The following is a 12,646-nucleotide window of genomic DNA, read 5'->3' on the forward strand; positions in this document are numbered from 1 at the left end:
CGGACGGCGTGCATGTTAACCACCGAACCCCGATTTGTCATGTCGTCCGTTGGGCTTTTTAAGTGTAGGCAAGCGCCCTGCAATGCTGCGGGAAGAATTACCGTGCATTTTGCATGCTCACTGAAAAGCCACTATTGCAGATTGCAACCTGCAAAACTCGAAAAACCCGCTCAAATGCTTGTTTTTAAAGGACTTAACAGAGGTTAAACTGTTGGCACGACGGCTGCTTTGTCTGTTCTATCGAAGAACATTCGGAGCTACACCCATGAACACCACCCTTTTGCTTGCAAATGCAATTGCTCTTGCGGTTTTGGTGAGCCTCCAGTTTGTGCCCGAGCATGCAACACAGAAGCCATTGGCCCAGCGCATGCCGCATTACTTGCAGGTACAAAAAGCACCCCAACTGGCGGTGCTGAACGATCAGGACACCTCTACCCCACAGGCCGTCAGTAACTCTGAGCAGGTGCGACCAGCACTGACCTCCGAACATCTGGTTTTTTGAAACATCTTCAGGAGTAAAACATGTCCAAGTCAGCTGCGGGATTTCTGATCCTCGCTCTATTGAGTGGCGTTGTGCATTTATCGCTGTTCGAGGGCGCTGAAATCACCCTGCCCCTGATTGGCTGCGCCATTTTTGCCACACTATTTGTGCTGGCGCTGGCTGCGGGAAGAAAGATCAAATTTGATCCGGTTTTACGCTGAGCCTGATCAGACGCAAAAGATCACTGACGGCCTCCGCCAGCTCCCCGGAATTATCAATGACATTTACCGGCTCATCACTTGACCGCCTATCCTTGAACAACACATTGCGATCCAGTCTTGCGTCAATTTGCTCAAGCGTTTCTCGACCGCGCCTTAGCAGACGTTCTCGCAACACCTCATCCCGAACTGTCAGCAAGACTGGCAGCAGCGCCGGATAGTGCTGCATTGCTTGACGCAGATTGGCCCGCGAACCATTGACCAATACATGCCGTCCAGCATTCAGCCATTGATCCATTTCCACTGGAATCCCGTAGGCGAGACCATTGGCACGCCAGGCCAATGAAAATTCGCCGGCGCGCTCACGCCGCTCAAACTCATCCGGTGTCACCCCAACAGCATCCTCCCCCACCGATTCGGCAGATCGCGTGATCACCCGACGCATCACCTCACAGTTCAATGCACGTAAGGGGGCTCGCGCAGCCTCGATCAAACTGTCCTTGCCTGACCCGGACGGCCCCATCAAGTAAATTAGCTTGCCATCCATCCTGAAAACACCCTCCAGCAGGTGTATGCCACTAGTAAATCGGCAATTTGCCACTATCCTGTACAGGTAAGGAACAAGGATGCAGAACCCGCATAGCATGCACGTTCTGATGCCCTCGGACATCAATTGATGTGCAGCAGGAAGCGGACAAGGATGCGGACAGAGGTGAAGATTTCTAACCAGTCCGCATTTCTGATAATTGGTGCTGGCATTACGCCTTTACCCAGCTCAATATTTGTCACAGAATTGACGCCAATGATCTGGCAATTTTGAGGCATGATGCGGGCCTCTTAACAATTCAGGTTGAACCATTTGGCGCGGATGCTTGTCCTACCACACATCCTGCGGCCAATCCCGAGAACCGCTCCCCTGAACTAACCGGTTAAATATATGCGCCCATTGAAACAGGCAATTTATTCCAGCCGTACGGCTGACAAGTTCGTCGTACGTCTGCCAGACGGAATGCGTGAACGCATTGCCGAGGTGGCTCGCAATCATCATCGCAGCATGAACTCCGAGATCATTGCGCGCCTTGAGCAGAGTCTTATTCAGGAAGGTGCACTGGGCGAAGAGCTGAGCATGCGCCTGGACAGCCCGGAGCTGTCGTTGCACGAGCGCGAACTGTTGCAACGTTTCCGCCAGCTGTCTCACCGTCAGCAGAACGCCTTGGTGTCCTTGATTGCCCATGACGCCGAAATGGCAGCAGACGCGTCCTGAGCCATAACGAACATCTCAAGCCAGCATAATTGCTGGCTTTTTTTTGCGCGGATTTTGAGTTTTCCCAGGCAAAAAAAAGCCCGCCAGATAGGCGGGCTGTTTCGCTGTAGCTGATCAGAGCAGGAATATTGTCGCCAGCCCGAGGAAGATGAAGAAACCACCGCTGTCGGTCATCGCAGTAATCATCACGCTAGCCCCCATCGCAGGGTCTCGCCCCATCTTCGCCAAGGTCATAGGGATCAATACCCCCATCAATGCAGCCAGCAACAGATTGAGAGTCATTGCCGCGGTCATCACCACACCCAACGACCAACTTCCGTAAAGAAGATAAGCAACAACACCAATTACACCGCCCCAGACAAGGCCATTGATCAAGCCTACGGCCAATTTCCTTGCGCATCAGGCGCGAAGTATTGCCGGTGCTTACCTGATCGAGCGCCATGGCGCGAACGATCATGGTGATCGTCTGGTTACCGGAATTACCGCCAATGCCCGCCACGATCGGCATCAGTGCAGCGAGCGCCACCAGTTTCTCGATCGAGCCCTCGAACAGACCGATCACCCGCGATGCGACAAACGCAGTGATCAAGTTGATCGCCAGCCATGCCCAACGGTTACGAAGCGACTTCCAGACCGACGCGAAGATGTCTTCCTCCTCACGCAGACCCGCCATGTTGAGGACTTCGTTCTCGCTTTCTTCACGAATCAGGTCGACCATTTCATCGATGGTCAGACGACCGATCAACTTACCGTTCTTGTCGACGACCGGAGCCGAGATCAAGTCGTAACGTTCGAACGCCTGTGCGGCGTCGTAGGCATCTTCGTCCGGGTGAAAACTCACCGGGTCGCTAGCCATCACCTCGGCTACTTGCTTGTCCGGATCATTAACCAAAAGGCGCTTGATCGGCAGCACACCTTTGAGCACACCGTCGTAATCGACCACGAACAGTTTATCGGTATGGCCCGGAAGCTCTTTAAGGCGACGCAGATAGCGCAGAACGACTTCGAGACTGACATCCTCACGGATAGTCACCATCTCGAAGTCCATCAGCGCACCAACCTGCTCCTCGTCGTAGGACAAGGCCGAACGCACGCGCTCACGCTGCTGATTATCCAGGCTCTCCATCAGCTCATGGACGACGTCTCGCGGCAGCTCGGAAGCCAGGTCAGCAAGTTCGTCTGCATCCATGTCCTTGGCGGCGGCCAGGAGCTCGTGATCGTCCATGTCGGCGATCAGCGTTTCACGAACGGAGTCGGATACTTCGAGAAGAATGTCGCCGTCGCGATCAGCCTTGACCAATTGCCAAAGCGTCAGACGGTCGTCCAGCGGCAAGGCTTCAAGGATATAGGCGACGTCGGCGGAGTGCAGATCATCGAGCTTGCGTTGCAGCTCGACGAGATTTTGCCGGTGAACCAGATTTTCGACGCGATCGTGATGCGCGCCTTCCTGGCGATGAGTCAGGTCTTCAACGACCCGTTGACGCTGCAGCAGCTCGACGACCTGAGCCAGGCGATCCTGCAGGCTTTCTTGCGTTTTCTTTACTTCGATTTCAGACATAGGCGAACTCCACTCCCAGCAGCGGGGCACGCCGGAAGAATCAATCAGTCAATTCATGATTGGTGAAACGGGGTACTGAGTAACTACTGGGTAAGTCCATGGAATTTTTCCATAAGCCCCGGCGGGGCTGACGGGCGCAATGATACACCGCATGACGGTTTAAAACGTTAAAAAATCGCGGGCGAAACAAGCGCTTGCGAAACAAACCTGAGCACTGTCCTGATCCTTGCTATGCGACGACTCATTCTGAAAAAAAAACACACCGACACTGAAAAATGTAGCGACTACCCTTGAGCATAGATCGTCATGGAGGACGTCGAATGCCCTTGAAAACATCTCACCTTGTACTCGCCAGCCTGCTTTGCGTGCCGCCTGGCGGAGCCGCCCTCACACTGCATCGTTGCGAAGCCGATGATGGCAGCATCACCTTCACCTCGATGAGTTGTGCGCACGGCGAGCGGCGCTCAGCACAGGAAGTTCACCCCTATTCCCCCGGATCAGTCGTGGCGGTGATGCCGGAACACAACCATGAGAAAATATCCGGGATGACAACAAAAACTCGAGCACTGGGGATTGTTGGTCACGCTGAAGACAGATGCGGAAACCTGATCGACGCCAGGCAACGTCGCGAAGCGATCATCAATCGCCGCGTCATTGCCGGCATGAGCCAACAAGATGTCGAGAGCGCGCTAGGTAAACCGGACAAGGTAAATATCCGAACATCGACGACGAGCTATCGATACGACCTCAAGCGAGGACGTTCGGCTCAAATTGATTTTGACGAACGAGGATGCGTGAAAGCAAAAACCAAATCCCGGACAGCAAAAAGCCCGCGTTAAACGCGGGCTTTTTGGTATATGGTGCACTCGACAGGATTCGAACCTGTGACCGCTCGGTTCGTAGCCGAGTACTCTATCCAGCTGAGCTACGAGTGCATTTGTGTTTTTAGACCAGACCACAACTGGCTGAAACCAAGTTATTCACATTGCTGCAACTAACTCTTAAATGGTGCACTCGACAGGATTCGAACCTGTGACCGCTCGGTTCGTAGCCGAGTACTCTATCCAGCTGAGCTACGAGTGCATTTGTGTTTGTTAGACCAGATCACACCTGGTTGAAGCCGAGTCACTTACATTGCTGTAACTGACTCTTAAATGGTGCACTCGACAGGATTCGAACCTGTGACCGCTCGGTTCGTAGCCGAGTACTCTATCCAGCTGAGCTACGAGTGCATTTGTTGCGCCGCATTATAGCCCGTCTAATCTCTATTCCAACCACTTTTTCTATTAATTTCAACAACTTACAGAAAAAGCCAGATTACAACGTACTAAGCAAATAATGGCGGAGAACGGGGGATTCGAACCCCCGACACCCTTTTGAGGTGTACTCCCTTAGCAGGGGAGCGCCTTCGGCCACTCGGCCAGCTCTCCGCAACACGGGGCGTATCTTAACCAACCTTTTCCCCGTTTGCAAACATAAAAATCGATAAAAATTAATGGCTTGGTTCTTCGTCCTTCTCTTTCTTTATACGCAGGTAAATTTCCTCACGGTGCACGGCAACCTCTTTCGGGGCGTTGACGCCGATACGCACTTGGTTTCCTTTAACGCCGAGCACGGTCACGGTGATTTCGCCATCACCGATAATCAGGCTTTCTGCGCACCGACGAGTCAGAATCAGCATACCTTTCTCCTCACGCAATTCAGTTCAGGGACAACAGTCTGCAAAAAAAAGGCACCCGACCTACAACCGGAGCGATCGTAGCCCTACATGCCTGAGTATTGACCAGCGCGAGCAAAAGAACAGTTCAGGGCTCGCGCCATTCAAAAAATAAAGGGCGCGGTCAGACCGCGCCCTTCAAGAAACGGAATTACTCGCCCTGACGGGCCGGAGCATCCAGTTCGAAAGCCGTGTGCAGGGCGCGCACGGCCAGTTCCAGGTACTTCTCTTCAATCACCACGGAAACCTTGATTTCCGAGGTCGAGATCATCTGGATGTTGATGCTTTCTTTCGCCAGGGATTCGAACATGCGGCTGGCCACGCCTGCGTGGGAGCGCATGCCGACGCCGACGATCGATACCTTGGCAATCTTGGTGTCGCCAACCACTTCACGGGCACCGATCTCGCGAGCGGTGTTTTCCAGCACGGTCTGTGCGGCCTGGTAGTCGTTGCGGTGCACGGTGAAGGTGAAGTCGGTGGTGTTATCGTGCGCTACGTTCTGCACGATCATGTCGACTTCGATATTCGCGGCACTGATCGGACCGAGAATCTTGAACGCCACGCCCGGGGTGTCTGGCACGCCACGGATGGTCAGCTTGGCTTCATCGCGGTTGAAAGCGATGCCGGAAATGATCGGCTGTTCCATGGTTTCCTCTTCATCAATAGTAATGAGGGTACCCGGACCCTCCTTGAAGCTGTGCAGTACGCGCAGCGGAACGTTGTACTTGCCGGCGAATTCCACCGCACGGATCTGCAACACCTTGGAACCGAGGCTGGCCATTTCCAGCATCTCTTCAAAGGTAATCTTGTCGAGACGTTGAGCGACTGGCACAACACGTGGGTCGGTGGTGTAAACACCGTCAACGTCGGTGTAGATCTGGCACTCGTCAGCCTTCAACGCGGCAGCCAGTGCCACACCGGTGGTGTCGGAACCGCCACGACCGAGAGTGGTGATGTTGCCGTGCTCGTCGACGCCCTGGAAACCGGCGACAACGACAACGCGACCGGCTTTCAGATCACCACGAATCTTCTGGTCATCAATCTGCAAGATACGCGCTTTATTGTGCGCACTGTCCGTCAGGATCCGCACCTGATTACCGGTGTACGACACCGCCGGCACGCCGCGCTTGATCAGCGCCATGGCCAACAGGGCAATCGTCACCTGCTCACCAGTGGAAACGATCACATCCAGTTCACGCGGAACCGGTTGAGTGTCGCCACTGATTTGTTTGGCCAGATCGATCAGACGGTTGGTTTCGCCGCTCATTGCAGACAGCACAACCACCAGGTCATCGCCGGCATCGCGGAATTTCTTAACCTTGTCGGCGACCTGCTCGATTCTCTCGACAGTACCGACCGAGGTGCCTCCAAATTTCTGTACGATCAAAGCCATTTCAAAGCCGCCTCTGCCCATGAAGGGCGCCCAATAATCACTCGAACAGCCGCCGGGCCCGCCACTAGACTGCGGGCCGGGCGGACTGCCTTATAAACCCTGCTCGACGAATGGAACGGTCAGCGCCAGTGCGCCATCCAGTGCGCCGGCGTCGATACCGCCGCCCTGCGCCATGTCCGGACGACCACCGCCCTTCCCGCCCACTGCCGCAGCAGCCTGCTTCATCAAATCACCGGCTTTGAGTTGGCCAGTCAGGTCCTTGGTTACGCCTGCAACCAGTACGACCTTTTCCTCATGGACACTGCCGAGCAGGATCACTGCGCGGCCGAGTTTGTTTTTCAGCTGATCAACCAGCGCCAGCAGCGCCTTGCCGTCCTGACCATCCAGACGTGCGGCCAGAACCTTCACACCCTTGACGTCCACTGCCGAGTTCGACAGATCGTCGCCCGCGGCGCTGGCAGCCTTGGCCTGCAACTGCTCCAGCTGCTTCTCCAGTTGGCGGTTGCGCTCCAGCACGGCCGACAGCTTGTCGATCAGGTTGTCGCGGCTGCCCTTGACCAGGCTGGCCGCTTCCTTGAGTTGTTCTTCTGCCGCGTTCAAGTAGGCCAGTGCCGCAGCACCAGTGACTGCCTCGATACGACGCACACCCGAAGCCACACCGCCTTCGCTGATGATTTTCAGCAGGCCGATGTCGCCGGTACGGTTGGCGTGGATACCGCCACACAGCTCGACGGAGAAATCGCCGCCCATGCTCAGCACGCGCACGTTGTCGCCATACTTCTCGCCGAACAGCGCCATGGCGCCTTTGTTCTTCGCGGTTTCGATGTCGGTTTCTTCGGTTTCAACCGCGGAGTTCTTACGGATCTCCGCGTTGACGATATCTTCCAGCGCTTTGATCTGTTCCGGCTTGATCGCTTCAAAGTGACTGAAGTCGAAACGCAGACGCTGGCTATCCACCAACGAACCTTTCTGCTGAACGTGCTCGCCCAAGACCTGACGCAATGCAGCGTGCAGCAAGTGCGTGGCCGAGTGGTTCAGCGAAGTGGCGTGACGCACTTCGGCGTCGACGTGAGTTTCCACTGGCGCGCCAATGGTCAGGCTGCCCGAATCCAGCACGCCGTGGTGCAGGAATGCGCCGCCGGTCTTGGTGGTGTCACGTACGTCGAAACGCGCGTTACCTGCCTGCAGGAAACCGCAGTCGCCGATCTGGCCGCCGGATTCAGCGTAGAACGGCGTCTGATTCAGAACGATCACCGCCTCTTCGCCTTCGTTCAAGACGTCGACCGACTGGCCATCTTTATAGATAGCGACAATTTTTGCCGAACCGCTGGTGTCTTTGTAGCCGGTAAACTCGGTGGCGACATCAACCTTGACCAGAGTGTTGTAATCCAGACCGAACGAGCTGGCCGAACGCGCACGAACACGCTGGGCTTCCATCTCACGCTCGAAACCGGCTTCGTCGACCGTCAGGCTGCGCTCACGGGCGATGTCGGCGGTCAGGTCCATCGGGAAACCGTAGGTGTCGTAGAGTTTGAACACCACGTCGCCCGGCACCACGGTGCCTTTGAGTTCCAGCAGATCCTGCTCGAGGATCTTCAGGCCGTGCTCCAGCGTTTTGGAGAACTGCTCCTCCTCAGCCTTGAGCACACGTTCGATGTTGCTCTGCTGCTTCTTCAGTTCCGGGAACGCTTCGCCCATCTCGGCGACCAGCGCCGCGACGATCTTGTAGAAGAAGCTGCCGGTGGCGCCCAGTTTGTTACCGTGACGGCAGGCGCGACGGATGATCCGGCGCAGCACATAACCGCGACCTTCGTTGGACGGCAGCACGCCGTCAGCAATCAGGAAGCCGCACGAACGGATATGGTCGGAAACAACCTTGAGCGACGACTGATCGCCATTTTCGCAACCGATGGCTTCAGCCGAGGCCTTCAGCAGGTTCTTGAACAGGTCAATGTCGTAGTTGGAATTGACGTGCTGCATCACCGCACTGATCCGCTCCAGGCCCATGCCGGTGTCGACCGACGGCGCTGGCAACGGATGCAACACGCCATCGGCGGTGCGGTTGAACTGCATGAACACGTTGTTCCAGATCTCGATGTAACGGTCGCCGTCTTCTTCCGGCGAGCCCGGTGGGCCGCCCCAGATGTGGTCGCCGTGATCGTAGAAAATCTCGGTGCATGGGCCGCACGGGCCGGTATCGCCCATGGTCCAGAAGTTGTCGGAGGCGTAAGGCGCGCCTTTGTTGTCGCCGATGCGGATCATGCGCTCGACCGGCACACCGATTTCTTTGGTCCAGATGTCATACGCTTCGTCGTCGGAGGCGTAGACAGTGACCCAGAGTTTTTCCTTCGGCAGTTTCAGAACGCCGGTCAGGAAAGTCCAGGCAAAGGTAATCGCGTCGTGCTTGAAATAGTCGCCGAAGCTGAAATTACCGAGCATTTCGAAAAATGTGTGGTGACGAGCGGTATAACCGACGTTTTCCAGGTCGCTGTTCTTGCCACCGGCACGCACGCATTTCTGGCTGCTGGTCGCGCGGGTGTACGCACGTTTTTCCTGGCCCAGGAAGCAGTCCTTGAACTGGTTCATCCCCGCGTTAGTGAACAGCAGGGTTGGGTCGTTGCCCGGAATCAAAGAGCTGGAGGCTACACGGGTGTGGCCTTGCTCTTCGAAGAAGCGAAGGAAGGCTTCACGGATTTCTGCGCTTTTCATTAGGTTCTTCCACGGAGGCTGCGGCCAAAGGCCTGTTCGAAACGTCAACAGACGAAGCGACGGCAAAGGGCCGCATTATATCGGCCCTACGCGCGGGGTACAGCGTGTTTATACGATAGAAACGGTCAATTGGACGGCTAACGCTGTCACTTGCGCGAAAACTCGACGAATGTCGCGATCACTTGCTCGATTTGCGAGCGATTGACGTCCATGTGCGTGACCATGCGCAGACGCGCGGCAGCGCTCAACTTGATCCCGCGCTCGGCGGCAAAGGCCTTGATCGCTTCAGCTTTTTCACCCATTTGCACATAAACCATGTTGGTTTGCACCGGTTCGACGATGAAACCTGCTTCACGCAAGCCCTCGGCCAGTAACTGTGCGTTGGCATGGTCGTCTGCCAGACGATCAACATTGTGGTCCAGAGCATACAGCCCCGCCGCTGCCAGCAGCCCAGCCTGACGCATGCCGCCGCCGACCATTTTGCGCAAGCGACGAGCCTTGCCGATCAACTGCTCAGAGCCACACAGCACTGAGCCCACCGGCGCGCCAAGGCCTTTGGACAGGCACACCGACACCGAATCAAAGTACTGAGTGATTTCCCGGGCATCGACGCCCAGCTTGACTGCCGCGTTGTAAAGACGCGCGCCGTCGAGGTGCAGTTGCAAGCCTTTATCCTGAGTGAAGCGGCGTGCGCGGGCCAGGTACTCCAGCGGCAGCACTTTGCCCTGCATGGTGTTTTCCAGCGCCAGCAAACGAGTCCGAGCGAAATGGAAGTCGTCAGGCTTGATCGCCGCCGCGACCTGATCCAGATCCAGCGAACCGTCGGCCTGCACTTCCAGCGGCTGCGGCTGGATCGAGCCCAGCACCGCCGCGCCACCGCCCTCGTATTTGTAGGTGTGCGCCTGCTGGCCAACGATGTATTCGTCGCCGCGCTCACAGTGCGCCATCAACCCCAGCAGGTTGCTCATGGTGCCGGTCGGCACAAATAAAGCGGCGGCAAAACCCAAGCGTTGGGCCAATTGGGCCTCGAGACGATTGACCGTCGGATCTTCGCCGTAAACGTCATCACCGGTGTCCGCTGCGGTCATCGCATCGAGCATGGCGGGAGTCGGTTGGGTGACGGTGTCGCTGCGAAGATCAATAACGCTCATGAACCTGGCCTCTAATCAGCAGGGGAAATCCCTTTACGAAGTTGAATTACTGCGGTCATCGCTCGGATTAATCAACCCTTGCGCAAGGAAAAGTCGTTTCGAACCGCCAGAAAATTCGATGGCAATCATCAGAAAGGCGCAATGCACACAGCCACAATCTGTGTTAAAAACGCTGCGCCGCCCGAGAAAGGGCGGCAAAAACGTTCTCAGGGCGGGGTGCAATTCCCCACCGGCGGTAATTGCGCGCAATGCGCATAGCCCGCGAGCGCTTGGCGACGAACACAGCTTCGGTTGTGCGCGATGGCAAGGTCAGCAGACCCGGTGTGATTCCGGGGCCGACGGTCATAGTCCGGATGAAGAGAGAACGGGATTAACGCCAAAGGGCCGTCCGCGCGATGTTGTGCGTGTGCGCACCCTTGAATCCCTTTCGATTCATAACGCCCTGTTTTTCACACAAACAGGAGTCAGAACATGCAACCCACCGCTATCGACAGTAAAAGCAAACACCCTCACGGCGAGCGCGTTGCGTTCATTCAGGCCTGCTGGCACAAGGAAATCGTCGACCAGAGCCGTAAAGGCTTCGTCGCCGAAATGCTTGCCTTGGGTTATCAGGAATCGGACATCGACATCTTCGAAGTCGGCGGCGCTTTTGAAATGCCCCTGCACGCCAAGTTGCTGGCCAAGACCGGTCGTTATGCCGGCATCGTCGCCGCAGCCCTGGTCGTGGACGGCGGCATCTACCGTCACGAGTTCGTCGCTCAGTCGGTGGTCAGCGGCCTGATGCAAGTGCAGCTGGAAACTGAAGTGCCGGTGTTCTCGGTATCCCTGACGCCGCATCATTTCCATGCCGGTGACGAGCATCAGAAGTTTTTCTTTGAGCACTTTGTACACAAGGGCCAGGAAGCGGCACGGACTTGCGCCGATACGCTGCGCAAGGTTCGCGCACTGCGCCGCACCGAGCCGCATGCTGTAGCGGTGTAAACACGATGAGTGAGATCTCTGGTCTCACTCATTCCCCTGTGGGAGCGAGCTTGCTCGCGAAAGCGGATTGACAGCCAACTTAAATGTTGAATGCCCGATTGCATTCGCGAGCAAGCTCGCTCCCACAGTGGTTCTGTGTAGACCTTGCGATTGAGGTCAGGCGAGGTTTTCGTCGGTGGTCGGGACGATCAGGATGCCCGCGCGCAAGCCGTTCTTGACCTTGGGATTGGGAAAAATGATGCGTGCTCCCTCTTCCTCAATGACCCAACGGGTATTAGCCAGATCTTCGGCCAACACATAGCCCATTTCCAACTCTGAAAAGTTTTCGATGTCCTGCGGCAGGTTCAGACGGAATGCATCGCTGTGCTTGATGATTTCCCGGGCGACGCTGAACAGCTGCAAACCGTCCAGCCCCTGCTCCGCCATCTCCGGCTCGTTGCCTTCAATGATCTGCTGCAGACGGGTTTCCAGCAGCGAGACATTGACCCCGTCGTTCTGCCCGAACGGCCGCGCCTTGCCCAGTTCCAGCGTAAAAGCCTCGGCACCGAGCTTGTCGTAGGTGTACGAGCTGAAGACGATCGACGGTTTGTTCTGCAACAGCACCGCTTCCATCCCGGCAGCACGCAGACGTGCCAGCTCCAGACGCGAATGCTGGCGACCTTCCTTCCACGGATACAGCGCGAACTGTTCGATCTTCGAACCGCGAATCGCCGTGTGCAGGTCATAGTGCAGACGCTGGCGATCCGGCTGACTGAAGAAACTCGCCGCCAGACGTTCCAGCTCACAGGCACGCAGCGCTTCGCTGCCACTGCTTTGTTCATGACGGCCGTTGAACAGCCGATTGACGTCCTGCTCGACGAAACGCTCGCCCTTGCGAATCGCTTCCGGGTTGCCGAACAGGAACAGAATGCGTGCGCGCGGCTTCAGATCGCCGCGGGCGATGTCGTGCAGCAGCCGGTCAAGCAACTCGATCGGCGCTGTTTCGTTGCCGTGAATACCTGCCGACAGCAGCAGGTCCAGGCCATTGTCGCGTGCTTCGGGTGGCCGCACTTCCAGCGCACCTTCGCTCAACCAGCGCATACGCACGCCTTCGACAGTCAGTTGAGTCTTCTCCGCCGGTTCGCGGCCGGCGAGGGTCAGTTCAAGCAGTTTGCCGAGGGCGAGCATAGAGCGG

General features: G+C 56.5%; 11 protein-coding genes, 4 tRNA genes, 1 pseudogene and 1 riboswitch. Of the genes and pseudogenes, 5 read left to right on the forward strand and 11 right to left on the reverse strand.

All coding sequences use genetic code 11. The features are described 5' to 3' along the window. The first annotated feature begins 265 nt into the window (after window positions 1-265). The gene (locus AB4O01_RS12705) at window positions 266-502 is read left to right on the forward strand and encodes a hypothetical protein (protein WP_460091953.1); all 237 of its coding nucleotides are present in this window, start codon (window positions 266-268) and stop codon (window positions 500-502) included. Window positions 503-522: 20 nt separating this feature from the next. Next, complete coding sequence (locus tag AB4O01_RS12710) at window positions 523-702, forward strand: PA3371 family protein (protein ID WP_095048111.1); 180 nt, start codon at window positions 523-525, stop codon at window positions 700-702. On the opposite strand, the gene phnN is transcribed toward AB4O01_RS12710, so the two are convergent. Further along, window positions 677-1,246, reverse strand: coding sequence for a phosphonate metabolism protein/1,5-bisphosphokinase (PRPP-forming) PhnN (phnN, locus tag AB4O01_RS12715; RefSeq protein WP_186625711.1), 570 nt, complete (start codon window positions 1,244-1,246; stop codon window positions 677-679). The two genes, AB4O01_RS12710 and phnN, sit on opposite strands and share 26 nt — an antisense overlap. A 390-nt stretch (window positions 1,247-1,636) precedes the next feature. On the opposite strand from phnN, the gene AB4O01_RS12720 reads away from it, so the two are divergent. Continuing rightward, window positions 1,637-1,963: an Arc family DNA-binding protein gene (locus tag AB4O01_RS12720; RefSeq protein ID WP_003178899.1), complete on the forward strand. Its 327-nt coding sequence runs from the start codon at window positions 1,637-1,639 to the stop codon at window positions 1,961-1,963. A gap of 114 nt (window positions 1,964-2,077) precedes the next feature. Here the strand turns inward: AB4O01_RS12720 and mgtE are convergent. Beyond that, window positions 2,078-3,521: pseudogene (mgtE, locus tag AB4O01_RS12725) on the reverse strand (magnesium transporter). 320 nt (window positions 3,522-3,841) lie between these two features. On the opposite strand from mgtE, the gene AB4O01_RS12730 reads away from it, so the two are divergent. Further along, window positions 3,842-4,360 carry a cell envelope protein SmpA gene (locus AB4O01_RS12730; RefSeq protein ID WP_460091954.1) on the forward strand — a complete coding sequence of 173 codons (519 nt, stop codon included), beginning with the start codon at window positions 3,842-3,844 and terminating at the stop codon, window positions 4,358-4,360. A gap of 19 nt (window positions 4,361-4,379) precedes the next feature. Here AB4O01_RS12730 and AB4O01_RS12735 read toward each other — a convergent pair. The 8 genes from AB4O01_RS12735 to ltaE all read right to left on the reverse strand — a co-directional run bounded on the left by AB4O01_RS12735 (window position 4,380) and on the right by ltaE (window position 10,491). Next, window positions 4,380-4,456, reverse strand: a tRNA-Arg gene (locus tag AB4O01_RS12735). A gap of 71 nt (window positions 4,457-4,527) precedes the next feature. Further along, window positions 4,528-4,604: transfer RNA gene (locus tag AB4O01_RS12740), tRNA-Arg, on the reverse strand. A 72-nt stretch (window positions 4,605-4,676) separates the two neighbouring features. Then, window positions 4,677-4,753: transfer RNA gene (locus AB4O01_RS12745), tRNA-Arg, on the reverse strand. 107 nt (window positions 4,754-4,860) lie between these two features. Next, window positions 4,861-4,951, reverse strand: a tRNA-Ser gene (locus AB4O01_RS12750). 62 nt (window positions 4,952-5,013) lie between these two features. Further along, window positions 5,014-5,202, reverse strand: coding sequence for a carbon storage regulator CsrA (gene csrA, locus AB4O01_RS12755; protein WP_002554426.1), 189 nt, complete (start codon window positions 5,200-5,202; stop codon window positions 5,014-5,016). A 187-nt stretch (window positions 5,203-5,389) separates the two neighbouring features. Continuing rightward, a complete protein-coding gene (locus AB4O01_RS12760; RefSeq protein WP_007919332.1) occupies window positions 5,390-6,631 on the reverse strand; it encodes an aspartate kinase in 1,242 nt (413 codons plus the stop codon). A gap of 90 nt (window positions 6,632-6,721) precedes the next feature. Next, entirely contained in the window at window positions 6,722-9,340 is a 2,619-nt protein-coding gene (alaS, locus tag AB4O01_RS12765; RefSeq protein ID WP_186625023.1) for an alanine--tRNA ligase, read from the reverse strand. Between the two features lie 146 nt (window positions 9,341-9,486). Further along, window positions 9,487-10,491, reverse strand: coding sequence for a low-specificity L-threonine aldolase (gene ltaE / locus AB4O01_RS12770; protein ID WP_116255029.1), 1,005 nt, complete (start codon window positions 10,489-10,491; stop codon window positions 9,487-9,489). A 198-nt stretch (window positions 10,492-10,689) separates the two neighbouring features. Continuing rightward, window positions 10,690-10,861: riboswitch (FMN riboswitch) on the forward strand. A gap of 101 nt (window positions 10,862-10,962) precedes the next feature. Here ltaE and AB4O01_RS12775 point away from each other — a divergent pair. After that, the gene (locus AB4O01_RS12775) at window positions 10,963-11,472 is read left to right on the forward strand and encodes a 6,7-dimethyl-8-ribityllumazine synthase (RefSeq protein WP_093430389.1); all 510 of its coding nucleotides are present in this window, start codon (window positions 10,963-10,965) and stop codon (window positions 11,470-11,472) included. A gap of 156 nt (window positions 11,473-11,628) precedes the next feature. Here AB4O01_RS12775 and astE read toward each other — a convergent pair whose 3' ends face one another. Then, complete coding sequence (astE, locus tag AB4O01_RS12780) at window positions 11,629-12,639, reverse strand: succinylglutamate desuccinylase (protein WP_460091955.1); 1,011 nt, start codon at window positions 12,637-12,639, stop codon at window positions 11,629-11,631. Window positions 12,640-12,646: the final 7 nt, after the last annotated feature.

The sequence above is a fragment of the Pseudomonas sp. S2_E02 genome, from assembly GCF_054668355.1.

What these genes read in the sequence shown, in the direction of transcription:
- alaS (WP_186625023.1), bottom strand. Translation starts at nt 9,340, where the DNA reads ATGAAAAGCGCAGAAATCCGTGAAGCCTTCCTTCGCTTCTTCGAAGAG.
- ltaE (WP_116255029.1), bottom strand. Translation starts at nt 10,491, where the DNA reads ATGAGCGTTATTGATCTTCGCAGCGACACCGTCACCCAACCGACTCCC.
- AB4O01_RS12760 (WP_007919332.1), bottom strand. Translation starts at nt 6,631, where the DNA reads ATGGCTTTGATCGTACAGAAATTTGGAGGCACCTCGGTCGGTACTGTC.
- astE (WP_460091955.1), bottom strand. Translation starts at nt 12,639, where the DNA reads ATGCTCGCCCTCGGCAAACTGCTTGAACTGACCCTCGCCGGCCGCGAA.
- AB4O01_RS12775 (WP_093430389.1), top strand. Translation starts at nt 10,963, where the DNA reads ATGCAACCCACCGCTATCGACAGTAAAAGCAAACACCCTCACGGCGAG.
- AB4O01_RS12705 (WP_460091953.1), top strand. Translation starts at nt 266, where the DNA reads ATGAACACCACCCTTTTGCTTGCAAATGCAATTGCTCTTGCGGTTTTG.
- phnN (WP_186625711.1), bottom strand. Translation starts at nt 1,246, where the DNA reads ATGGATGGCAAGCTAATTTACTTGATGGGGCCGTCCGGGTCAGGCAAG.
- AB4O01_RS12730 (WP_460091954.1), top strand. Translation starts at nt 3,842, where the DNA reads ATGCCCTTGAAAACATCTCACCTTGTACTCGCCAGCCTGCTTTGCGTG.
- AB4O01_RS12710 (WP_095048111.1), top strand. Translation starts at nt 523, where the DNA reads ATGTCCAAGTCAGCTGCGGGATTTCTGATCCTCGCTCTATTGAGTGGC.
- AB4O01_RS12720 (WP_003178899.1), top strand. Translation starts at nt 1,637, where the DNA reads ATGCGCCCATTGAAACAGGCAATTTATTCCAGCCGTACGGCTGACAAG.
- csrA (WP_002554426.1), bottom strand. Translation starts at nt 5,202, where the DNA reads ATGCTGATTCTGACTCGTCGGTGCGCAGAAAGCCTGATTATCGGTGAT.